18 protein-coding genes and 1 pseudogene are annotated in these 22,394 nt (G+C 65.6%); 6 read left to right on the top strand and 13 right to left on the bottom strand.

Annotation, left to right across the window (positions count from 1 at the left end; translation table 11 throughout):
- Positions 1–198 precede the first annotated feature (198 nt).
- From ABT118_RS17035 to ABT118_RS17085, 11 genes are all read right to left on the bottom strand, one after another.
- Positions 199–3,393: a condensation domain-containing protein gene (locus ABT118_RS17035; protein WP_350669279.1), complete on the bottom strand. Its 3,195-nt coding sequence runs from the start codon at positions 3,391–3,393 to the stop codon at positions 199–201.
- Positions 3,394–3,495: 102 nt separating this feature from the next.
- Entirely contained in the window at positions 3,496–4,752 is a 1,257-nt protein-coding gene (locus ABT118_RS17040; RefSeq protein ID WP_350669280.1) for a DUF3326 domain-containing protein, read from the bottom strand.
- 61 nt (positions 4,753–4,813) lie between these two features.
- Positions 4,814–6,574, bottom strand: coding sequence for a carbamoyltransferase family protein (locus tag ABT118_RS17045; protein ID WP_350669282.1), 1,761 nt, complete (start codon positions 6,572–6,574; stop codon positions 4,814–4,816).
- Positions 6,575–6,672: 98 nt separating this feature from the next.
- Entirely contained in the window at positions 6,673–6,891 is a 219-nt protein-coding gene (locus ABT118_RS17050; protein ID WP_350669651.1) for an MbtH family protein, read from the bottom strand.
- Between the two features lie 80 nt (positions 6,892–6,971).
- Positions 6,972–8,264: an MFS transporter gene (locus ABT118_RS17055; RefSeq protein ID WP_350669283.1), complete on the bottom strand. Its 1,293-nt coding sequence runs from the start codon at positions 8,262–8,264 to the stop codon at positions 6,972–6,974.
- Entirely contained in the window at positions 8,261–9,490 is a 1,230-nt protein-coding gene (locus ABT118_RS17060; RefSeq protein ID WP_350669285.1) for an aminotransferase class V-fold PLP-dependent enzyme, read from the bottom strand. Before ABT118_RS17060 ends, ABT118_RS17055 begins: the two co-directional genes overlap by 4 nt.
- A 2-nt stretch (positions 9,491–9,492) precedes the next feature.
- Entirely contained in the window at positions 9,493–10,773 is a 1,281-nt protein-coding gene (locus ABT118_RS17065) for a phenylacetate--CoA ligase family protein (RefSeq protein WP_350669286.1), read from the bottom strand.
- Positions 10,770–11,660: a TauD/TfdA family dioxygenase gene (locus tag ABT118_RS17070; RefSeq protein ID WP_350669287.1), complete on the bottom strand. Its 891-nt coding sequence runs from the start codon at positions 11,658–11,660 to the stop codon at positions 10,770–10,772. The genes ABT118_RS17065 and ABT118_RS17070 overlap by 4 nt, the downstream gene beginning before the upstream one ends.
- 125 nt (positions 11,661–11,785) lie before the next feature.
- Positions 11,786–14,905, bottom strand: a complete 3,120-nt coding sequence (locus ABT118_RS17075; protein ID WP_350669288.1) for a non-ribosomal peptide synthetase — start codon at positions 14,903–14,905, stop codon at positions 11,786–11,788.
- Entirely contained in the window at positions 14,905–15,495 is a 591-nt protein-coding gene (locus ABT118_RS17080) for a DUF6817 domain-containing protein (RefSeq protein WP_350669290.1), read from the bottom strand. The genes ABT118_RS17075 and ABT118_RS17080 overlap by 1 nt, the downstream gene beginning before the upstream one ends.
- Positions 15,496–16,039: 544 nt before the next feature.
- On the bottom strand, positions 16,040–16,237 hold the full coding sequence (locus tag ABT118_RS17085; protein WP_350669291.1) for a hypothetical protein: 198 nt from the start codon (positions 16,235–16,237) through the stop codon (positions 16,040–16,042).
- A gap of 599 nt (positions 16,238–16,836) precedes the next feature.
- Here ABT118_RS17085 and ABT118_RS17090 point away from each other — a divergent pair.
- The 4 genes and pseudogenes from ABT118_RS17090 (at position 16,837) to ABT118_RS17105 (ending at position 20,110) form a co-directional block, all read left to right on the top strand.
- Positions 16,837–17,838: a helix-turn-helix transcriptional regulator gene (locus tag ABT118_RS17090; protein ID WP_350669292.1), complete on the top strand. Its 1,002-nt coding sequence runs from the start codon at positions 16,837–16,839 to the stop codon at positions 17,836–17,838.
- A 759-nt stretch (positions 17,839–18,597) separates the two neighbouring features.
- A pseudogene (locus ABT118_RS17095) lies at positions 18,598–19,029 on the top strand (chitin binding peritrophin-A domain-containing protein); the annotation flags it as partial.
- A 149-nt stretch (positions 19,030–19,178) separates the two neighbouring features.
- Positions 19,179–19,442: a hypothetical protein gene (locus ABT118_RS17100; RefSeq protein ID WP_350669293.1), complete on the top strand. Its 264-nt coding sequence runs from the start codon at positions 19,179–19,181 to the stop codon at positions 19,440–19,442.
- Between the two features lie 80 nt (positions 19,443–19,522).
- Positions 19,523–20,110, top strand: a complete 588-nt coding sequence (locus ABT118_RS17105; RefSeq protein ID WP_350669295.1) for a hypothetical protein — start codon at positions 19,523–19,525, stop codon at positions 20,108–20,110.
- Between the two features lie 274 nt (positions 20,111–20,384).
- Here the strand turns inward: ABT118_RS17105 and ABT118_RS17110 are convergent, their stop codons facing one another.
- Complete coding sequence (locus ABT118_RS17110) at positions 20,385–20,585, bottom strand: hypothetical protein (RefSeq protein WP_350669297.1); 201 nt, start codon at positions 20,583–20,585, stop codon at positions 20,385–20,387.
- 310 nt (positions 20,586–20,895) lie between these two features.
- On the opposite strand from ABT118_RS17110, the gene ABT118_RS17115 reads away from it, so the two are divergent.
- A complete protein-coding gene (locus tag ABT118_RS17115; protein WP_350669298.1) occupies positions 20,896–21,264 on the top strand; it encodes a hypothetical protein in 369 nt (122 codons plus the stop codon).
- A gap of 24 nt (positions 21,265–21,288) precedes the next feature.
- Here ABT118_RS17115 and ABT118_RS17120 read toward each other — a convergent pair whose 3' ends face one another.
- Positions 21,289–21,513, bottom strand: coding sequence for a hypothetical protein (locus ABT118_RS17120; protein ID WP_350669299.1), 225 nt, complete (start codon positions 21,511–21,513; stop codon positions 21,289–21,291).
- A 474-nt stretch (positions 21,514–21,987) separates the two neighbouring features.
- Between ABT118_RS17120 and ABT118_RS17125 the strand changes: the two genes are divergently transcribed.
- Positions 21,988–22,191: a cold-shock protein gene (locus ABT118_RS17125; RefSeq protein WP_030918248.1), complete on the top strand. Its 204-nt coding sequence runs from the start codon at positions 21,988–21,990 to the stop codon at positions 22,189–22,191.
- The last annotated feature ends 203 nt before the right edge of the window (positions 22,192–22,394 follow it).

A 22,394-nucleotide genomic window follows, 5' to 3' on the forward strand; every position in this document is an offset into this window, starting at 1 on the left:
GCACCACATCCCCACACACCACAGCCACCGCACCAGGAGCCCGCCGCACCTGCTCCTCAAACAACCCCGGCAAACACCCCCCAACACCCCGCCCAACCGGTGCAAGACGACGGTCAACCGCCAACTCCGCACTCATCAGCACATCTTCCTTCCAGTCTTGGTTCAGGTGCCTTGTCAGGCGGTGTCGAGATCGTTGACTCAGGACATGGGAACAGCCGGGTGCACAAACGGCTTTCGCTGAGATTGCGTAGGCCTGCGGGATGAGGCCACGGGCATCACCGGTGACGTCGCATCGGCCGCGAAATCGCGCAGCAGTGCGACGTAAAGGTCCGCAAACCCTTGCACTGTAGAGCAGTTGAAGAGATCGGAGTTGTAGCGAAGCTCCCCACGGACCCCCTCACATTCCCCTTCGGCGGACTTCGCCTCAGCAAGGCCCAGCCAGAGATCGAAGCGCGCGATGGGGAGGTCAACGGGACGCTCCGTGCTGTGCAAACCGGGGAGTTGCAGACCGCTGCCGAACTCGTTCAGTGTCAGCATCACCTGGAACAACGGGTGCCGGGACATCGAACGGGGCGGGTTCAGCAACTCGACCAGTCGCTCGAAGGGCAGGTCCTGATGACTGAAGGCATCCAGATCCGCCTCCCGGACCCGCTCAAGCAACGCCCGGAACGAAGGGTCACCCGAAGTGTCCACCCGCAACACCAAGGTGTTGACGAAGAACCCCACCAGATCGTGCAACGCCTCATCGGTGCGGCCGGCCGTCGGAGCACCGACCACGATGTCATGCCCAGCCCCGAGACGCGTCAGCAGCACCGCCAACCCGGCCTGGATAACCATGAACACACTCGTACCGGTCTGCCGCGCGAGCCCCGCCAGCGACCGGTGCAACTCCGCGTCCAGAACGACCGGAACCCGGTCACCCCGATAAGAGTTCACCACAGGACGCGGACGGTCGAACGGAAGGGCAAGCTCCTCCGGAATCCCCGCGAGAGCCTCACGCCAGTACCGCGACTGCGCACTGGCAACGCTGCCCTCATCACAATCGTCCCCCAGCAACTCACGCTGCCACACCGCATAATCCGCGTACTGGGCCGGAAGAGGCGCCCACACCGGAGCCAGTCCCGCGACACGCGCACCGTAGGCAACCGACAGATCACGGCACAACGGCGCCAGCGACCAACCGTCCACCGCAATGTGATGCATCACCAACAGCAGCACGCGATCCTCCGGACCCAGCTCGAACAGCCAGGCCCGCAAAGGAAGTTCCGCGGCAAGATCGAAACCTTGGCCAGCCGCAGCCGCCAGCTCCCCAGCCAGATCCGACTCCGCCACCACCACCACACTCAGCGGAACCTCGACCTCCCCCAGCTCCACCACCCGCTGCCAGGGAACACCCCCCTCATCAACAAAGACCGTCCGCAGACTCTCGTGCCGCACCACCGTGTCGACCAACGCCGCACCCAGCGCAGCCCGATCCACCACCCCCCGCAGCCTCACCGCGTAAGGCAGGTTGTAGGTCGCCCCACCACCCTCGAACTGGTTGAAGAACCACAACCGCTGCTGCGCGAACGACGACCTGACCTGTCCGGCCCGCTTTTGCCGGACCACCGGAGGGCGGGTCACTTCGCCACCGTCGATCACCCTCATCAGTGAGGAAACGGTCTGCGCCTGGAACAGGGCCTTGAGCGGCACTTCCACGGAGAACACGGAACGCACACTGTTGATCAACTTCAGTGCGAGGAGGGAGTGACCGCCCAACGTGAAGAAGTTGTCGTGCAGGCCGACCTGTTCCAGGCCGAGGGCATCGGCGAACAACCCGCAGAGAACGCGCTCCTTCTCGGAGACGAGAATTCGCTCCGGCCTACGGCTCTCGGAGGCGGCGCCATCCTGTACCGACAGCACTCGCTGATCGCCCCTACCGCCCTCCGCTACGGGATACTCGTCAGCCATGACGACCGTACTCGGGGTGTGCGGGCCCTGCGCATCCGTCGACTCCGCCAGAAGCACCTGGCGTGCGGTGACACACCCCTCCTCCGTCTGCCGGATCCGGTGCCCGAGCACCGGGAGGGCCGTCACCGCCCCGATCCCCCCATCTGGCTGGACGACGGCCGCCGCGAGGATGCTTACCAGCCCCTCTACCAAGGCCTCGATGGTGCCGCGGTCGAACAGGTCGGTGGCGTACTCAAGGTGCCCGATCATTCCCCCGCCGCGAAGGCCCGCCCCTGGCACCTCGGCAAGGGTCAGGTTCAGGTCGAACTTGGCGATGGGGAGGTCGACGGGACACTCCGTGCTGTGCAGACCGGGGAGTTGCAGACCGTCACCGGTGTTCTCCTCCAGTGTCAGCATCACCTGGAACAACGGGTGCCGGGACATCGAACGGGGCGGGTTCAGCAACTCGACCAGTCGCTCGAAGGGCAGGTCCTGATGACTGAAGGCATCCAGATCCGCCTCCCGGACCCGCTCAAGCAACGCCCGGAACGAAGGGTCACCCGAAGTGTCCACCCGCAACACCAAGGTGTTGACGAAGAACCCCACCAGATCGTGCAACGCCTCATCGGTGCGGCCGGCCGTCGGAGCACCGACCACGATGTCATGCCCAGCCCCGAGACGCGTCAGCAGCACCGCCAACCCGGCCTGGATAACCATGAACACACTCGTACCGGTCTGCCGCGCGAGCCCCGCCAGCGACCGGTGCAACTCCGCGTCCAGAACGACCGGAACCCGGTCACCCCGATAAGAGTTCACCACAGGACGCGGACGGTCGAACGGAAGGGCAAGCTCCTCCGGAATCCCCGCGAGAGCCTCACGCCAGTACCGCGACTGCGCACTGGCAACGCTGCCCTCATCACAATCGTCCCCCAGCAACTCACGCTGCCACACCGCATAATCCGCGTACTGGGCCGGAAGAGGCGCCCACACCGGAGCCAGTCCCGCGACACGCGCACCGTAGGCAACCGACAGATCACGGCACAACGGCGCCAGCGACCAACCGTCCACCGCAATGTGATGCATCACCAACAGCAGCACGCGATCCTCCGGACCCAGCTCGAACAGCCAGGCCCGCAAAGGAAGTTCCGCGGCAAGATCGAAACCTTGGCCAGCCGCAGCCGCCAGCTCCCCAGCCAGATCCGACTCCGCCACCACCACCACACTCAGCGGAACCTCGACCTCCCCCAGCTCCACCACCCGCTGCCAGGGAACACCCCCCTCATCAACAAAGACCGTCCGCAGACTCTCGTGCCGCACCACCGTGTCGACCAACGCCGCACCCAGCGCAGCCCGATCCACCACCCCCCGCAGCCTCACCGCGTAAGGCAGGTTGTAGGTCGCCCCACCACCCTCGAACTGGTTGAAGAACCACAACCGCTGCTGCGCGAACGACGACCTGATCATGTGAGCTTCTCCAGCTGGTGCTTCGGGGACAAGAGAGGTGCGGGTGCTCCCGGAAGGCCGGCTCTCCGGGACCGCGCCACCGGCGCGACGGAGCCTGGCCGTTTAGACGGACCTGCCGAGCGTGCGCATCGGCCTGGCAATGGACTCGGGGTCGATGCCGCCACGCAGTGCGGCGATCAGCCCGGCGGCCTCGGCATAGTTGGATACCTCGATGACGCCGGGTAGACCGAGTTCGGCGGCCGTGACCTCAAGGATGGTGGTGTTTCCGCGCACCGCGATGACGGGAATGCGGCGGCTGAGTGCCTCAAGTACGGGAATGCCGCCGAGGGCACCGGCCGGTACCACCACCGCGACCACATCGTCGAACGTGATCTCGTCGGTCAGGCGGGACCCGCGGACGGCCTGCATCTGGGGAGCGCTTGCAAGCCCGATCAACACACACGCGAGCCCGCTAGTCGAGACGATCTCGCCGGCCGAACGAGCGTCCACCACGGCGTGGTCGAGGCTCAGCTCCTTAAAATTGATCATGGGCGCGTGGGCGGCGGGCACTCCCAGCGTGCGCACGATCAGGTGGGAGATGATCGCCTCTACGCCACCCACCGGATTGGCCTCGCGACCGCTGAAATGTGCCGAGTAATCATCGGCGACGAGGTCCTGCACGTTCGTCGTGACCGCGATGCTGGTGGCGCCGCGCTCGATAAGCTGCTGTGCCGCCTTCAGTAGCACGTCGGGGGCATCGACGGAGCCGACGTACGCTCCAGATGCGTTGCGAACGCACCGTGAACCGATGGGCTGATCCGTAATGACATAGTCGATGAGGTTGACGCCGTGCACGGCGCGAACTGCGTTCGTCACGTTGAGAATGTGCTCGATCGCCGCCTCGTCCGACCGCTCGATGATCAGCCCCACCCGATTGCCGCGTGAGCGGTGGAGGTTGATGTCCCCTCGGCTGAAGGCATCGATGCACGAGCCCTCCGTGTAGAGGACTCGTTCGCCGGAGCGGATGAAGTTCGACGCGTTCACGGCGTTCGGATTGGTCACAACAAGGTCAGCAACCTCCGCCAGGAGGGCAGTGACGGGCGCCGCATCCCCGGCGTATCCACCGATCGAGCACCCGATTCCAGTAGGAACAAGGCTCACGACGACGTCCAGCCCGGATCGCCTGGAATCCGGCTCGGGAGCCGGCTCGGGGAGTACGCCGCCATATTCGGTGCTCTCCACGATGATCCTGGCTTGATTGGCCTCGCTGATGTACCAGCGCAGCGCCGGCTCTTCAAAGGAATTCTCGACAAGCTCGAGCAGGCCCGCTGCACTGACGACATCGGAACGATCGAGTTCGTATCGACGATTCGTAATCACGTGTTCTCTTTCTCCATCCATCTGGATAATCGGTCTGGTGTGCCCCGCGCGAAGCGATGGCTCAGCTCTCGGTCAGCCGAGTGCGGTGGGGGTGTCGCTCGTGCTGCACGTGATCCGGCTTAGAAACCAGCAGGCCCTCCAGGTACAGGTAGTCCATCTCTGTCCGGTAGAACGTCCGCAGTGCGTCGGCAGGCGTCTCAACGATCGGCTCACCGTTGTCGTTGAAGGACGTGTTCATCAGGAGCGGAACCCCAGTGCGCCGATGGAAAGCGCTGATCAGCTGGTGGTAAAGGCCGTTGACGTCCGGTCGCACCGTCTGGACCCGCGCCGTTCCGTCGACGTGTGTGATAGCCGGAACGAGTTCGCGCTTGTCCTCCTTGACGGCCGGCACAAGGAGCATGAAAGGGCTCTCGCCCTCGCTGTCGAACCAGTCCGACGCATGCTCGACGAGAACCGATGGCGCGTATGGACGGAAAACCTCGCGGTGCTTGACGACCTCGTTGAGGAAGTCCCGCGTGGCCGGATGCCTTGGGTCGGCGAGAATGCTGCGATTGCCCAGGGCTCGCGGACCCATCTCCGATCCGCCCGCGACCCACCCGACCACGTGATGCTCGGCGAGCAGACCAGCCACCTCGCCAGGCGTGGACTCGCGCCAAGTCAGCTTTCCCTCATACGGCTTGAGCGCCTCAAGGACATTCTCGCGGCTATAGGTGCGACCCAACGACGCGGAGCGCATCGGAGTCCTGACCTTCCCGTCGAGAAGATTGTGGTATCCCCACAGCGCCGCGCCGATGGCACACCCGGCGTCGCCGGCCGGTGCCGGGATGAAGATGTCCTCGAACGGGCCCTCGGCGCGCACTCGCTGGTTCGCAACCGAGTTCAGCGCGACGCCACCACCGAGGCAGAGGTACTTCTTGCCCGTCAGCTCGTGGACCTGGCCCGCCAGGTAGAGCATGGCCTTCTCAAGCTCGTCCTGCACCTTGTACGCGACGTCCTTGGCCAGCTGGTGCTGCCACGAGCCGTTGTGGCGAGGATCGTAGTCGACGCCCTCCGAAGCCATCAGATCGGTCCAGATCGCCTCAAGGTCCTTCGGCTTGCAGGTGACGTCCAGACCGTCGAACGTGAGCCAGTCGCCCCACTCCGGCCGGGGCCGGCCGTACGGCGCCAGGCCCATGGTCTTCCCGCCCTCCGGGTACCCGCCGGACTTGAAGACGCCGAAGTCCGGCGCTCCCCACCGGGTGATGAAGTTCAGCTTCGCGGTGAAGAAGTCATAGAACAGGCCAAGGCCCATGTCGTCGTACTCGACGGGGTACTCGGGAGCGGAGTATGTCGTCGCGGCGATGCTCCGCAGCTCCGTACCCTCACCGACCAGGACGGTGTGCTTCTCAATGTTCTTCGTCCCCGGGAACCTGCTGCCGGCCTGGTCGACGATGAGCACCGCGGCATCGTCAAACGGCGAGGTGTGGTAAGCCACCGCAGCGTGCGCAAGGTGATGCGACGGCATCGGCAGCTGGTGGATCTTACTCTTGTCCTTGATCGGCAGCTCGTTGGCGATGCGCTGCGCCGCGCCGTCGCCGATCGGACGGTTGCCGACGACCAGGCCGATATCGTCGATTCCGATTCCCACGGATTCCAGGCAGTAGGTCACGGACCGCATCGGAATCGTCTTGGTGAGACGATCGAAATAGCCCTGAATCAGAAATCCCTCAGTGTGCTTGATCCGGTCGAGGCGCTCTTCCTCGATCGCGACCAGGACCTCACCGTCCTTGATGATGGCAGCAGAGCGGTCATGACTGAGGTTGAGCCCCAGGATGTAGGTCATTTCTTTCCTCCCCCTGCCTGCATCAACAGACAGGAATCTTCTCCCCTGACATGCGGTTCCACATGTCGGAACGCTGGCACCGAATACGTACTGCGGGCTCAGCCCGCGAGCTCCGCAGCATGCTTGACAAGGCTCTGGCGGCGCATGTCAACCCAGTTGGCATTGACGTACTCAAGGCACGATTCACGGCCGGACGGCCCGTGCACTGGATCCCATCCAGCCGGGACTTCCACAAACTCCGGCCAGAGCGAATGCTGATTCTCTGAATTTACCAGGACTAGATACATCGCATCTGGGTCATCAAATGGATTAGAGATAATGCGACTCCTTGATCAAATTTTCCAACGTTAGCCCATCACTGTTTCAGCCAACGCGGCGACGGGGAGGATCTGAAACCTCAGTCGACCTGTGCTGCGATCGCTTCTGAGGAATCAACGCCCTTGACAGCGGCATCGGATATTCCCCGAATCCGTCGGATAGGCGAGACCAGCGTGAGGGCCGCCGGCAGTAGGAGCATGGCACCGACGGCCGCGATCGTAGATCGAATTCCGAACGCCTGGCCCAGCAGGCCGCCCAGCAGTGCGCCGATCGGCATCGACCCCCAGGCGATGAATCGCATGGCCGCAGTCGTTCGTCCCATGAGGTGGCTCGGGGTGATCGCCTGTCGAATGCTGATGACGTTGACGTTGAAAAGGGTTGTTCCGAAACAAATGAGCATGAAGCCGAAGCCGACTACAGCAAGGTTCCAAAGCGATGCCCCGTTCGCTGTGGCCAGGAGCATGCCGCCTGCGCCGCTCAAGCATGTGGCGAAAACGATGCCTAGCCCCAGACCGCACACCCTGTTGATCCGCCCCACTGCCGCGACGCCAAGAATGGCGCCCAGGCTACCCTCGATCACGACAATCGCGATCTTCGTCGAACCCAGTTGAAGATCTCGCGCAAGATAGACGAAGAAGATTGCAAGAAGGGCCTGTAGCAGCAGGTTCCAGGTCGCCGCGATGATGGCGTTCCACCGGAGGAAGGGAGATCTGCGGATGAATCGAAGCCCCGCTCGAAGCTCTGCCCGCAGCGGCTTCGGATCGTGCGACCGTGAAGGAGCCGGATCGACCGATCGGATCGAACGCAGAATCATGGCCGACAGTGCGAATGAGACCGCATCCACCACAAGAGTGAACGGCGCCGACAGCACCTTGAGAAGTGCTGCCGCAACTCCCGGTCCCGCCATCTCCACCACGGACCGGCTGCTTTCGAGGCGTCGATTGGCGCCCAGCAGGTCATTTCGATTGACGATGGCGGGAAGGACGCTCTGGTGGGCGACGTCGAAGAAGACCGTACAAGTGCCCACCACGACAGCGACGGCACAGAGCCACTCGATGGTGAGGAACCCGGCCGATGCGGCGACCGGGACCAGCCCCACCGCCGCCGCACGGACCCAGTCCGCGACCATCAGGACACGTGGTAGGTACCAGCGGTCGACAAGAACACCGGCGACCAACCCGAATATCAGGAAGGGTGCCCTCTCTACTGCGGTCAGGACACCGAGCTGCCACGTCTCGGCTTCGAGGGATGAGATCGCTATGAGCGGGAAGGCGATCAGGCTGATCTGCGAACCGCCGAGCGAGAGGGTCTGCGCGACCCAGAGCTTGCGGAAATCCGACCGTCCAGCGGCAATCGGTAGCTGCTTCTTCATCGGCGCGCACCGCCCGCGACCGGCCCCATCCAGCCCAGCAGTTCGTCCAGCGCCTGGTAGAATCCCTCAATCTCCGAGACCTCGTTATACAAGTACGCCGAAACCCGGAGGACTTCACCGCCAGCTAGGTCGGATATCAGGGGCTGCGCACACAGGTGACCGCTGCGCACCATGTAGCCGTAGGAGTCGCTCAACAGGCGGGCGACCTCACCGGCGGAAATGCCCTCCGGCAGGCGCAAGCTCGCGAGTGCGATCCGATCGGTCTCGTCCGGCGGGCCGATCAGGCTCACCTCGGGGCGAGCGAGCGCCCCTCCGACCAGCGAAGCACAGAGCTCGCGTTCGTGCTGGTGGCGCTTCGGAGCATCCAACGCTTCGAGGTACTGGATCGCTGCGGTGCAGCCGATTACGGAGGCGATGGCCGGTGTACCCGTTTCGAACTTGAAGGGGATACGCCGATCGACACTGCCGTCGAGGTCGACCCAGTCGACCATCCCGCCACCCACCGTCAAAGGGCGCAGCCCCGCGAGCATCTCGCTGCGGCCGTAGAGACAGCCGACCCCCGTGGGGCCCAGCATTTTGTGCATCGAGAACGCCATGAAGTCGACATCCAGCTCTCGGACGTTGACGCGCTGGTGAGGCATGGACTGCGCGGCGTCCAGGACGATCGTGGCGTCGCAGGCTGCGCGGACCTCGGCTATCAGTTGCGCCACAGGGTGGACCACGCCCGTGGCGTTGGAGCAATGGGTGAGCGCGACCACCTTCGGCCGACCACGCAGAAGCGCCCGGAAGTGGTCCAGATCGAGCCGGCCGTGGGAATCCACCCGCACCAGGTCGAGGTGCCCGACCCTCCGCCACGGCAGCAGTTGGGAGTGGTGCGCGTCCAGACAGCCCACAATGTACGCGTCCGAGTCCAGGCCCAGACCGCTGGCGACCAGGTTCAGTGCCTCGCTCGTGTTCCGGACTAGGACCACTTCGTTCGCTGCGGCGCCGATGTGGCGCGCGATTTCCACGCGGGAGGCCTCGTAGGCATCCGAGGCCTCCTCGGACAGCCGGTGCTTCCCTCTGTGGATGTTCGCGCCGTTGGACTCGTAGTACTCAGTGATCGCCCGGATGACCGACCGCGGCTTCAGGGTCGTGGCTGCGTTGTCCAGGTACGAGATCTTCTTCTCATCGATCTCCCGCAGCAGCGCAGGGAAATCGTCCCGGTGGGTATTCAGACCGGACATGGTCACCTAGTCCCGGAAAGGCGGGAGACGCACGGCTGGAACTTGCCGCTGCGCTCGCCCGCGATGTAGTCCACTCGCTCGACGCGCACGAGGTCCGGCCCCAGAGCCTCCGTCAGACGCGCCTCCAGGGCGGTGATGTCGCCCGAGCGCACGTCGGCGCTGGGGACGTACCGGAAGGTGCATGCACCGTTCTGGTCCTGCTCCAGCTGGTAGAGATCGATACTGGGGGCATCTCCGACCAGCGCATCGGCAGCACCTGGCGTGACGACGCGGCCGTCCCGCAGCCGCACCGCCTGCGTGGCCCGGCCCTCGATCCGAACCATTGGCATGTCACTTCCGCAGTCACACGAGCCGCCCAGCGGTGTGAAGTAATCACCGGTGGCGTAGCGAATGCGCGGGATCAGCCCGTCATCCACTGTGGTGACGTACAGCTCGCCCATTTCACCGTCCTCCACCGGCTTGTCATCCCGAATGAACTCGACGTAGAAGTCCCTGTCGTTGATGTGCCGCTGCCCGTGGTGGCATTCGAAGCCGAGATAGCCCAGCTCTGACATTCCGATCATGTCGCCGATCGGAACGTCCGGTCCCATGAAGTCTTCGATCTGGCGCCGCGCCACACGCGTCATGAGGGTGTACCCGCACACGATGTGCAAGGGGCGCGGTGAAGTGATCTGTCTGCCGAGCCGCCGCGCCCACCTCGCTAGGAAGGCGAAGTGTGTCGGGTCCACAACCAGCAGGTCGGGTTGGTAGAGATCGATCTCGTCGAGTGCCTTGATGACCTGCCACTCCGGCGTGGTGAGGAGGTCGTGGGCGACGGTCAGTACCAGAGTGCCGTCCGGCAGCGTTCGGTCCTCCATGGACGCGAATCCTGTCGCGCACTCGACGTCCGAGCAGTTCGGCGGAGCGAACCGGCAGATTCTGGGCCTGCTGCCAGGACGCCAGAGCCCGTCGAAGCGACGGTTCACGCCCAGCGCGGCCGCCTGCCGCCGGGCGAGGTCGTACGCCAGGATGGCGCTGTTGAGACGGTCGCCGGACGTCCCGGAGCTCTGGAAACGCATGACATGGGGCGAGTTGAGGGTGTAGCCCTTGGCAAGCACCCCTGCGGGGAAGTTTCGCCGGTAGTGTGACTTCGAGGTGGGTGGAAGCCGCAGGAAGTCCGCCCTGTCCCGGATATCCGTGGGCTGGAGGCCGCTGGCCTCCATGTGGTCGCGGAAGAAGACGGTGCTGTTGAACGCGTAGGCGATCTCTTCCTGCACGGCCTCGAACGTGGTCGCGTCAGTCATGCCATGGCCACCAGGATCGAACGGTCCCCGGTATACGGCTTCCTACCATGTGCGAATTGCTCGTTATCGACGACCATGATGTCGCCTGTCTGCCAGGGGAGAGAGATCTCCTCCGCCGCGTAGGCGGCCCGGATGTGGGCCAGATCGGCTGGGTCGAGCGGGGTACCGTCGCCGTACATGGCGTTGCGGGGCAGCTCGTCCTCGGAGAAGCTATCGCGCAGCTCGCGTTCAACGCTCGCGGGAAGCGAACTCACGTGGAACAGGTGGGCCTGGTTGAACCAGACCTTCTCGCCGGTGGCCCGTGACTTGACGGTGGCCTGCACTACGTGCCGGGTACGGAGCCTCTCCCCTCCCAGCCACTCCGCCTGGATGCTGTGCTTCGCGCAGTACGCGTCGACCTCCCCGCGGTCTCGGGTTTGGAAGACCTCCTGCCAGCTCAGGTCCATGCCGAGACCGAAGTTCCGGACATACATGACACCGTGCCGCTCAAAGCGCTCATGTGTGGACGTCGGCACCCGGGCAGCAACGCGGGCGCTGTCGGCGATGGGCGTCTCCCCGCCTTCAGGCGCCGGCACCACACAGCCGAGAAAGAGTGTGGACGGCCATGAGTCCGTGTAGGACATCTCGTTGTGCTGGGGGATGGTCTGATCAGACGGGTACTCCGTCGACGTGAAGACTCTGCCCTTGACCCGCTGCCGCGGAGTCGAGCGATTGTCATAGTCGCGCAGTTCGCCAGCGAGACCTGTGGCCAGCTCGGCCAACCCCTCGGCGTCGAGCGGGGTGAAACCCCGCAGCAGGACGGCCCCGTGCTCATCACGTAGCCGCGCCAGCGTGTTCTCCGAGCTGGACAGCCACTCCCGCGCGTCGAGCCGAGCAACGGTCGGCATACACGCCACCGCTCGCGATCCGTCGACCAGCGGGGCGACTCGAACCAGCGCCGCGTTACTGACCGAGATGGACTTCCGCGCTCTCCCGAAGCGTCCCGTGGGGCTCACCTCGGTCTCCGAGGGCGTCATGCCTTCCCCGCCTTCTTCTCAAGGAGCTCGTCGATGAACCCGGCAAGCTCGGACACGATGGGGTGCTCGAAGAGACTGCGCAGCTTGACGTTCACCGTGAACTCCTCGCGCAGCTTTGCGATCAACTGGGTCGCCAGCAGCGAATGGCCGCCGATCTCGAAGAAGTCGTCGTCGGCTCCGGTGCGGTTCAGCAGTAGGAGCTTCGCCATGATGTCGGCGACCTTCTTCTCGGTCGGAGTCCGAGGTTCGGTGTACGACGCGGAGCCTTGGCTGTAGAAGCCGGGTTCAGGAAGCATCGATGCGTCGATCTTCCCGGTGCTCGTCAGCGGGAAGGCGTCCAACGCCACCAGGTGGGCGGGCATCATGAAGTCGGGAAGCCACTCGGCCATGAACTCGCGGACCCACTCCGCAGACCCGCGGCCACCCTCCGCATCGAGCAGGTATCCCACGAGGTGCGCGGTCGTACCCTCACCGGCCTCTACCACCAGGCTGTCCTTCACCCGCGGGTGTCGGCGCATGACCGCCTCGATCTCCCCCAGTTCCACCCTGAAGCCGCGGACCTTGATCTGACGATCGATGCGGCCGAGGATCTCGATGCTGCGGTTGGGAAGGAAGCGCGCCTTGTCACCCGTGCGATACATCCGTGCCGCCGGAGCAGAGTTGAAGGGGTCGTCGACGAATCGCTCCTGCTGCTCCACCGTTCCGGCGAGGTAGCCCTGGGAAACGGACGACCCGCCGATCCAGAGCTCCCCCGCAAGACCCGCGGGCAGAGGCCGGCGCTGAGGATCCAGGATGTAGGCACGCGCGTGCCTCAGCGGTACACCGACCGGCACGCTGGAGGCCAGAGCAGCCTGATCGTTGGAGGTGGCCTGCCCGCACAGCACGCCGACAGTCGTCTCGGTCGGGCCATAGTGGTTGAAGAGCTCGCAGCCGCCGAGGAAGCGTTGGAACAGGTTGTACCAACCCCAGGCAAATGGCTCTCCGCCCACGACCAGGGCCGTTCGAGGCATCAGCTTCTCTGGCGCCTCGGCCAGGGTGATCAGGGCACCCAGGTGGGACGGCGTGATCTTGAGGAGATCGTAGCTCTCCCGTGCCAGCAGCTCGGCGAGCGCCTGCGAGTCTGCGGAGACGTCCGGAGCGACGACCAGGAGCGACCCGCCGCTGACGAGCGGGGGGAACAGTGCTGTGTTGCCCAGGTCGGTGCCCAGCGAGCTCAGCGCGACCGAGTCGATCTTGCCGGTGAGCTGCAGGCGGTCAACGACGCCGTCCAGGTAAGCCACAAGTTGCCTGTGTCCGACCACCACGCCCTTCGGCGTACCGGTGGAACCCGAAGTGAAGAGCACATAGGCGGGGTCGTCATCGGCTGTCACCACGTCGGGTCGCTCACTGCTGCGGTGGGCGCACACCGTAAGGTCCGCGTCAAGGAGGACGATGTCGCAGTCCGGCGGCAGGTCCGAGCACGTTTCGGCGGTCGCCACCACGTGAGTGAAGCCAACTGCGGCGCTGATGGCGGTTCGACGCTTGGCGGGCAGATTCGGGTCGACCGGGACATAGCCCGCTCCCGCCTTGGCCGCCGCCAGCATCGCGACAATGGCCAGGTCAGAGCGCTCGAGGCAGAGGCCCACCAGTGTTCCGGCTCCCACACCGCGCTCGACCAGCTCGTTGGCCAGGCGGTTGGCGGCCTGGTCGAGCTCACGGTAGCTCCAGACGCGTGAGCCTGTCCTGATTGCCTGGCCGCCGGGCGCCCGCCGCGCGGTCTGTTCGACCTGCCGGTGCCAGTGCTCTGCGGGGCGGCCCGGCAACGCTGCGGGATTCGTGGCTGCCAGGAGGTGCCCTGCGGCGTCCTGATCCAGCATGGCGAGCGCCTGAACGGCGACGGAGAGGTCTCCGCCCAGTGCCGAAACGGCGGCCCGCAGACAGACGAACAGCGCCTCGGCGCCGCCCTCGGCCATTCCCAGGGCCCGGTAACCCAGCTTCAGGCGGACTTCGCCGTCCACACCCTGCGCCGAGAGATGGACTTTCCCGGCGTCATCGGATGGTTCGATCCACAGGTCGGAGAAAGCGGGTACTTCCTGCGAGGTGAACTCCGCGACGTCGCTGAACCTGAAGCCCGGCATACCGCGGCCGTGCTGCCGGGCCGGGTCCATGGAACTCTCGTCCGCGCGCTCGAACAGGTCGAGTTCCAGGTCCACAGACCGCAGAAGATCGTCCAGCGTGGTCTCATCGGACACCGAGGCGAAGATTGGCATCGGGGTTTCGAATTGGCCGATCGAGGTGAGCATCTCCTGGAACGGCCTGCGCGTGAACGCCGTGTTGACCGCCAGGCGATCCGGCCGTCCAGCGGCATGCCAGAGGGCGACGATCCAACCGGTCAGCAGCACGCTGCGCAGACCGCCGTCGAGCCTGTCACCGAGGCTCCGAAGCCTGTGTGCCAAGGGCGCCGGGACCGTCCAAATCAGCCCGTCCCGAGCCGATTCCTCGGAGTGCAGCTCCAGCGGCAGGTGCAGCGCGGGCAGGGCCGCCAGCTGCATTTCGCGGTCGGCCGCAAGCTCCCTCTCCCGCCCCAGAGCCGTGCCTTCTTCGTACTGCCACTGGGCGTAGTCGGCATACTGGAGGACATCCTCCCGGTGCCAGGCAGTGGCGTTCAGCCGTGAGGCGTACGCACGACGCAGGTCCTGGAAGAAGACCTCGACCGAGGCTTCGTCCATATTGACCCGGGGGACCGCCAGGACAAGTACCTGCTGCTCACCCGCGGTGGTGAAGAGGGTCAAGCGCAGCGCCTGCTCGTCACCCTCGTCGAGGTGTGTGTACAGCTCCTCGCGCATGAGCGCGGTCAGCGCCGCGTCGTCGCCGGACCGCTCCGACACCTGGATCCGGGGCTCGTCCTCGATCACCATCAGTACGGTGCTGTTCTCACCGAGGACCTCGCGGTACGCCGTGCGGAGGCTCTCGTGTACCAGCACCACGTCATTGAGCGCGAGCTCCAACACCTCGCGGTCTACCGGGGCCGCGAGGCTCACCCCGGCGACCGTCCGGGTCGCCGATCCGCCGGCCGCGAGACCGAGGACATGCTCCTGCTGCCTGGACAGGCGGAAGCCTTCCCAGTTCTGGGTCATCAGTTCTGCTCCGTGTCGATCCATAGTCTCCCCCCCGTGAACTTGTTCCATGTGTTGATTTCATTCGGGCCGAGGTAGTCGGCGGCGAGCTTCCAGAACTCGGCATACTCGGCCGGCACGTTGAGGTGGGCGTGACTGGCCTGCGGCGGCATGTGCGCCAGGACGTCGCCCAGCTTCATACGCAGGAGTTCCTCGAATCCATCCCGGCTCAACGGAATGTCCTCACCGGTCCGCCGGTCCTTCATCTCCGGCTTCCCGTTCGGGCGCATCATATTGCGGAAGCTCTTGCCCAATGACGCGTAGCTCATTACGGAGAAGTTGAAGATCAGCTGCTCCACCACTGATCCGACGACCGCTCGGAGCTCGACACGCTTCTCGTCGGGGATCGAGTCAACGTTGTCGTTGTGCAGCCCTTCTGTCCCGTAGGCACCGTGGAACAGTCCGGCAAGGCAAACGTGATCGTCGGCCTTCATGTCCTGAAGGATGCCGCATGCCCGGAACATGTGGTCCAGCAGCGTCTCCTCTTGGTGCGCGGCCTTATGCAGACCCAACTGCACCAGTTCGCGTCGGTATTGTTCGGCGTCAAGCATCCGACACTCCTTGTTTTTCTGCCCCTTGGATTTGGCGCGGGAACCACCGGAACTGCATGGCCTGCACAGTGCTGTGCTCTGCGCCAGCCCGTCTACTCGGCGCACATTCGTTGACCCGGGCCTCGCGTCCCGACAGCAGGGCACAGCTGTCCCCAGTAGTCGGGCTCACCACTCTGCAGAGCACGGCGAATGGACTTGCCGATCAGCCGGGCCGGCGGGAAACAGGCCACGTAGCTCTGATGCCGCAGACACTTGTCCGGCGCACTCAGCAGCTGACCGCAGACGCCCGTGCCGGACAATCAGCGAGGACATCCACTCACCGAGACCTCGCCTCGAAAATCCTGCTGGGTACTCATCGCAGAATTCGAAGATCACCAAATGATTAAAGATTCGGAGGAGCCGGACAAGAATCTCCGACCCCGAACCGAGACGTAAGAAGTCACGCACCGATCATGGCTGCCAGGATGGGATTCCCCCGGAAGAGAATCCCATCCTCTGGCTCAAATTCCGCGCTGCCACCGCGCACGTCAAAATCTGGCGAGAATCACGAGCCCCAGGTCACGTCGGCCGGCATCTGCACCTTGGCCGCGTAGGCAACCGGCGCCTGGGCGGAGCTGAGCAGCGCCGGGCTCGAAGTCGGAACGACACCAGCAGCGGCCGCCGGTGCGGCCGACACAAGCAGTCCTGAGCCGACAGCCAGAAGAACCGTGGTGGCAACCTTCGCAAGACGCTTCTTGAACATGACCTTCGTTTCCTGGTTTCGGAAGGAGGGGTCGGGGTCCCCGCCCCTCCTTCCGGGTGGATCTTGATGTCCATCAGTGTGTCCGCAGCTCAGAAGCCTAGGAAGGGGTTGGAGCTGTCATGATCCGGCCTTGGCATAAGCCGTCCAGGGAGCTCCGGGTCGAGCAGTCGATCAAAGTAGGCGGCGACCAGCCGTACGTCGCAACTGAGCAACAGGAAGCCGCTCAGCTCCAGATGCAACGCGAGCGCCCGCCCACACACCTCCGTCGCAGCCGCCTCTGCATCCTCCAGAGAGGGAGCCAGCATGAAGAGGCCGATGACTGGGCCGCCTGGAGCGTCTGGGTGCGCAACCACGTACTGGAGGGACTCAGTCGGGGTCGCGCACCTGAGGAAAAGGCTCGGCGCTTCGTTGGGCAGCCGAACGCCGGTTCGTGCGGCTAGCTGGGCATGAACCAAATACATGTGGCCAGAGTTACACCTCTACCAAACGCCCCAAAACCCCTCAGATTGGACGCTTTATGCCATTGCCTAAACCTGAAGGCTGGGGAATCCCGCTATGATCGTCTACAAAGCAGAACGTCGGCGGTGCAGGAGGAAGCGGTGCTCGAGCCACTCGGCTTGGACTCCACGGCAGAACAGCTCTACAAGTCCATGCTGGCCCATCCGGACGAGGACTTTACCGAACTGTCGACCCGTCTCAGGATGGACGAGAAGGACATCCACCGGGCCCTGCACGAGCTCAGCGCGCTTGCACTTGTTCGGCCTACTCTCCAGGAGGGAACCGGCTACCGCGCGGTCAGCCCTGATATGGCCATGGAGGCGCTGATCGCCCGCCAGCAAGCAGAACTTACGGCCCATCAGCTCCGGATCGACACCTCGCGCGCGGCCGCAGCCCAACTCATCGCTGAATGTTCGGCCATGACGATCGGTGCGACACTTGCAGGCGGCGACGCGGAGCGGCTCGTCGGCCCAGACGGCATCCGCGAGCGGCTGGCCGTCCTAGCCACGCGGGCTGAGCACGAGGTCATGACTTTCGCCCCGGGCGGCGGCCATCCCGCCGCCGACCTGGAAGCCAGCCGCCCGCCAAACGCCGCCCTGCTCGACCGTGGCATCCGAATGAGGACCATCTACCTCGACAGCGTCCGCAATCACTCCCCGACGCTGGACCACGTGAGCTGGCTCAGCGCCCGCGGTGGGCAGGTCCGCACTGCGGCTACCCTGCCGGTCCGCATGGTCATCATCGACCGCCACCAGGTGGTCCTACCCCTCACTACCTCGGATGCCCGTACGGGAGCAATGCTGCTCAAAAGCGAGGGAGTCGTTACCGCTCTCTGCGCCCTCTTCGAGAGTGTGTGGGCCACCGCCATACCCCTGGGCGAGGCCCCAACCACCGACCAGCATGGCCTGAGCAACCAGGAGGCCGAGATTCTTCGCCTCCTCGACACTGGCTTCACCGACGAGGCGATCGCCAAGCGCCTCGGTATCTCATCCCGGACTGCTCGCCGTCTCACCGCCGTTCTCATGGAGCGCCTGGAAGCCCGTAGCCGCTTCGAAGCTGGTGCCAATGCCGTGCGCCGAGGCTGGCTCTCGCCCACTCGCTGACAGGCCCGGTTGGCCCGTGAACCATCCAGATTCGAAACCGCACAAGCTCGTGTTGGCCCAGGCGGAGCTGAGAGAAATTTCGGCAGCGCCGCGCGGGCGCATGCCCGCCGTCCAGTACGGCCCCCATGGCCGGCTGAGTCGTTTGCTGTAACGGCCCCATAGCGATCCGTCGGCATGCACGAGCCAGGCCAAGCAACCTCCTACCCCGACGGTACGGCCTGCCGTGCTGCTCGGCTGATGACGGAAAAGGCTAGTGATCCGCTTGACGTTGGTATGCGAGCTCACGCTGGTCCATGACGCGTACGGACATCACATCGCCCTCACAGCAAGCGGAAACCCGTCTCCGGGTGGGTCCCGGCACCTTGGTGAAGCTGTCGCGCTCGTGCTGCTCGGGCTCTTGGCCCTAGGGGTCGGGTCCTTGTGGGCTGCCGACTTCCGAACGATGGTCACCCGCCTGTATCACCGTCAGATGGCGGAGAGGGAGAACCTGCCATCGCCGCTTCGCCGGCTAGCCCCTCCCCCCACAGGCCCTTCCGTTCAACGGGCGTTGGGAGCAGTGCTGGCGGTGGTCGGATGTGTCTTCGTCATCGGCGGCGTGTGCGTGGTCATGCCATAGCTGCGGTGCGTCGGATCGGCCTGGCCGCCCTCGACCGCCGCCCTGTTCCTGACCCTCCTCGGCGCAAGCCCCGCGCATGCCGCCTCGCAGACCCGACCCTGCCCCGGTGACCGGCAGTACTACACCGAGCCCAACAATCCGCCCAGTTCTGGGAGTGCTCCAACGGCGTCGCCTACCGCTTTGACTGCCCCGAGGACCTGTGGTGGGGCCTGTCCGTCCTCACCTGCACCGAACCCGCCCTGGCCGCCGAGGGCCGGGCCACCACCCTCACCGCCGGCCCCGCCCGCCTGACCCTGCTCCCGCTCGGACTAACGAAGATCAACGCCCGCTTCGACGCCGGCGGAGGCATCGCCCGCTGGGCCGACATCACCTTCACCTCCGCCGACGGCACCGTCCTGTGCACCGCCCGCGCCGACGACGACGGCAACGCCTCCTGCAACGCCACCCCCTCCGCCCTGGCCCTGGCCGGTGACCTGCTCACCGGCTACGCCGCCACCTACCGCGGCATCGGCCCGGACCACGACACCCACGTCATCCGGCCCGCCGGCGCCCACAGCACCATCGCCCTCCTCTGACCGCCCCAGGACGGCTGCGCGGGTAGGGCCCAGGACGCGCTGGGCCCGGGTCGCGACGAGGCACTGGCCGAGTCCGTCAACGCGGACAGCTACCGGCAGTCCTTGCAGAATCCGAAGGTCGTGGCGGCCTCGACGTATGGTTCGGCTGCATGAAAGACAAGGGGCACGGCGTCGCGAGCCCGCTGGAGCCGTTCGAGGCGGCCTCGGCCGTGGCCGGGCCCGCCGAGATCAGGCAGGCGCAGGACGACGTCGCCTGCAAGCGGCGGACGGGACTGGTCGAGACCTGGTCCGGGGTGGAGACCGCGCTCCAGAACCGGATGATCGCCCGCAACCTCGGCCCCCTCACGGCGATGCGCGACGCGACCGAGCGCACCCTCAGGGCCGCCGACACCGTCCTTGCGGACCGCGACTGAGGCAGCCCGCTTGGGGGTCGACGGCACGGGGCCAGCGACACGGCACGATCGGCGGCCGAGCGGATGAACGGAGTGAAGTGGTGAAGAACGGATCCGAATGCCCGGCCCCGGCCCGGCGCGGGCGCAGACCAGGGTCACGGGCCCTGCCCGGCCCGGCGGTCCGCCTGGCCCTGGGGCTCATCACAGGCACGGCCCTCGTCGTGATCCACGGGACCGGTGGCGCCGGGTCCGTTTCCGGGATCGCGCTCAAGCCCGCTCGACCGTCCGCCCAGGCCACGCCGCAATCCGCGTCCCGGGCCCAGGACGCGGACCGGATCCACGACGTCCTCGGCAACCGGCTCACCGAGGACGAGGACCCACTCGGCTCCGGCACCGGCTCCCCGTGCTCGACGTCATCGGCTCTCATGCTCACTCAGAAGTGCTACCGGGCCACGGATGCCACACTCCGTGACGCGCAACTGGCCCTGTCCCTGTCCCTGGCCTCGGCCGAGGACAGCTTCGGCACGCTGTCCTCGGCCGCACAAAAGATCACAGCCGCGGCCCGGACCTATTGCGGCCTCGGCTGTGCGGATAACCCCTCGTCCGCACGGACCCGCCACGACTGCCTCGCCCCGGCCGGCGTGATCGCCCAGGGACTCCCCGAGCTGCGCGACGGCCTCAGTCAGTGACCCGCAGAACCCTCTGGCAACCCGCCCTCCCACACCACCGGCAACTCCCTTCGCAGACAAGGCCGCCAGGGCCGCACGTTCGCGAAACGATCAGACCACCGGTCGGCGCGCGAAGCACACTCGGCCATCCCTGCCGAGGCCAGGGATTCGCGTGGTGACACGATGAATCCCGCTTGACCGTCGCCTGATCCAGGACCGGTGATCCCAGCAGCCCCGATGGATCACCAGGCAAGGTCCACCTGCTGCCGGCCGGGCGGGATCTTCGGCAGGCCGATCAGGGTGACGATACCCAGATGCTCCAGCAGCAGAGCCGCAGGTCCGGCCAGCCACCGAGCGCGCCCACCACGGTGGTGTCCGCCGCGAGCTTGAACCGGCTCGGGTCGAACTCGACGATCGGCGGGACCGGTTCGAGGTCGTGCGGGTGCTGGGAGACCACCGTTCGGGACGGGCGCAGCCGTTCCCCCAGAGGTCTCACTCCTGCTTTCTCCGGCCTCCACCACGTTGGCGACCGGAGTCAGCTCAGCCTACGAACTTTCAGAGCGTCAGCCGCGGTCAGCCCCCGCCGAAGTGCCGGTCACACTGCACACTGAAAGCCCAACTCCCCTGGATCCACCGAAACTTGAGCACCAGAAACCAAAGCGCAAGCTCGGCCGAGTTGAGGATCACGCGAAGGCCGCTCACGGGTCTCGGACGGTGGCTGGCCACGGCCCGGGCGGGAGGTCCCCCGGGGGTGGGGGTGGGTATTCGTGGGGTCGGTGGGCGTTCCGGATGAACGGGGCAGCGGAGTGTTCCTCGACGACCTGGGTCGGAAGCTCATCGTGACTCTCGGGGCGTGGCTGCTCTCGGCTGCGCCTTTCGCGATCGTTCTGGTGCGGGTGGCCCCGGGTCCCGTGCTGGTGTGGGCGCTCGTGGGCCTGGCGGCCGGTCTCCTGACGCGCCACTACCTGGAGCACATCCTGAACTCGCGGCTGTATCCCTGGCGCCGACGTCGGCGCCGACTCCGGCGCGAGCGGGCCGGACAGCCCGCCATCTGGATCAGACCCCGCACCTGGCGCACCATGAACCCCAACACGAAGGACCTCGTGCTCAGCCTCGCGGGCAGTTGGGCGATCGCGGCTGCGGCCGCAGGCCTCATCGCCCTGGCGCGGTCCTGACCGGCCAGGAGGCACGGACCGTGGTCAGAGTTTGAACAGTGCGGCGTACGGCTGGGTGATCCGCCTCTGCTGTGGGCCGAAGTCGACGAGGACCGCGATGTCGCTGTCGGCCTCGACGCTGACGACCCGGCCGAGGCCGTGCCGGTCGTGCGAGACCCGGTCCCCTGCCGCGAACCGCTTGCGCGGTGCTTCGACCTGGACTTTGAAGGGGCTGGTGGGCAGGTGGCGCCGGACTACTGATTTCGTCATCTTTTTCAGTATGCAGCGAAAGACACAGATCGACCCCACCCGGAAGCCCGAATTCGGCCGACCCCGAAATGGCGAGCGTCCTTGCGGTCTCCGGCTCGGGGTCGTCGCCCTGCGTGTGCACAGGGTGACGCCGGGGCCAGGTCGGTCGAACCACCCCCTCCCACTGGCAGGGGCGAGCTCAGAAGCTCCAACTACCTTGCCAGGCTGACCACTTCGCCCCATGTGTGCGGCCGGCACCTTGCCCTTGGCGTGGAGCTCCGGCATCTCCGGGGCGGTATTTCCCACCACTGTGAGCTGCGGCCTGCTAGAGTCTCCATTAGTTGCAGTAGTGGTTCCCATGAACTTTGCGTACACCTGCTGATGTCTCGCAGGTGCATTTGTTGTTTCCCGGCTCTTTCCGGGTGGGTACTCATCGCGGCGACTCGGATTCCGCACTGTGCGGGCTCCGGACAGCCCCTTGAAGGAGATTTCTTTATGGCTAATGGCACTGTGAAGTGGTTCAACGCGGAAAAGGGCTTCGGCTTCATCGAGCAGGAGGGCGGCGGTCCTGACGTGTTCGCCCACTACTCGAACATCAACGCCAACGGCTTCCGTGAGCTGCTCGAGGGCCAGAAGGTCGAGTTCGACGTCACGCAGGGCCAGAAGGGCCCGCAGGCCGAGAACATTCGTCCGCTGTAGTTTTTCTGTTGAGGCACCCGCTTGGCAGCGAGGGGCCCGCACCGCGTACACGCCCGGTGCGGGCCTCTCGGCATCGCTCCACCCCCGGCCGTTGAGGCCCCCTTGGCTCCGCCACCGGCAGCCGTCCCCACGCGAGTCGCACAGCGCCGCGTCCGGATCGGTGCCCCGCCGTGACATTCCACGGTTCGAGGATCTGCGCTCCC

This window comes from Kitasatospora sp. NPDC002040 (assembly GCF_040296785.1).
GTDB lineage: Bacteria > Actinomycetota > Actinomycetes > Streptomycetales > Streptomycetaceae > Kitasatospora.

Bases quoted from the DNA above. Each gene is read 5' to 3' on its own strand.
- ABT118_RS17065 (WP_350669286.1), bottom strand. From the start codon at position 10,773: ATGACTGACGCGACCACGTTCGAGGCCGTGCAGGAAGAGATCGCCTAC.
- ABT118_RS17060 (WP_350669285.1), bottom strand. From the start codon at position 9,490: ATGTCCGGTCTGAATACCCACCGGGACGATTTCCCTGCGCTGCTGCGG.
- ABT118_RS17035 (WP_350669279.1), bottom strand. From the start codon at position 3,393: ATGATCAGGTCGTCGTTCGCGCAGCAGCGGTTGTGGTTCTTCAACCAG.
- ABT118_RS17125 (WP_030918248.1), top strand. From the start codon at position 21,988: ATGGCTAATGGCACTGTGAAGTGGTTCAACGCGGAAAAGGGCTTCGGC.
- ABT118_RS17100 (WP_350669293.1), top strand. From the start codon at position 19,179: ATGAAAGACAAGGGGCACGGCGTCGCGAGCCCGCTGGAGCCGTTCGAG.
- ABT118_RS17055 (WP_350669283.1), bottom strand. From the start codon at position 8,264: ATGAAGAAGCAGCTACCGATTGCCGCTGGACGGTCGGATTTCCGCAAG.
- ABT118_RS17070 (WP_350669287.1), bottom strand. From the start codon at position 11,660: ATGCCGACCGTTGCTCGGCTCGACGCGCGGGAGTGGCTGTCCAGCTCG.
- ABT118_RS17045 (WP_350669282.1), bottom strand. From the start codon at position 6,574: ATGACCTACATCCTGGGGCTCAACCTCAGTCATGACCGCTCTGCTGCC.
- ABT118_RS17085 (WP_350669291.1), bottom strand. From the start codon at position 16,237: ATGTTCAAGAAGCGTCTTGCGAAGGTTGCCACCACGGTTCTTCTGGCT.
- ABT118_RS17120 (WP_350669299.1), bottom strand. From the start codon at position 21,513: ATGACGAAATCAGTAGTCCGGCGCCACCTGCCCACCAGCCCCTTCAAA.
- ABT118_RS17080 (WP_350669290.1), bottom strand. From the start codon at position 15,495: ATGCTTGACGCCGAACAATACCGACGCGAACTGGTGCAGTTGGGTCTG.
- ABT118_RS17075 (WP_350669288.1), bottom strand. From the start codon at position 14,905: ATGACCCAGAACTGGGAAGGCTTCCGCCTGTCCAGGCAGCAGGAGCAT.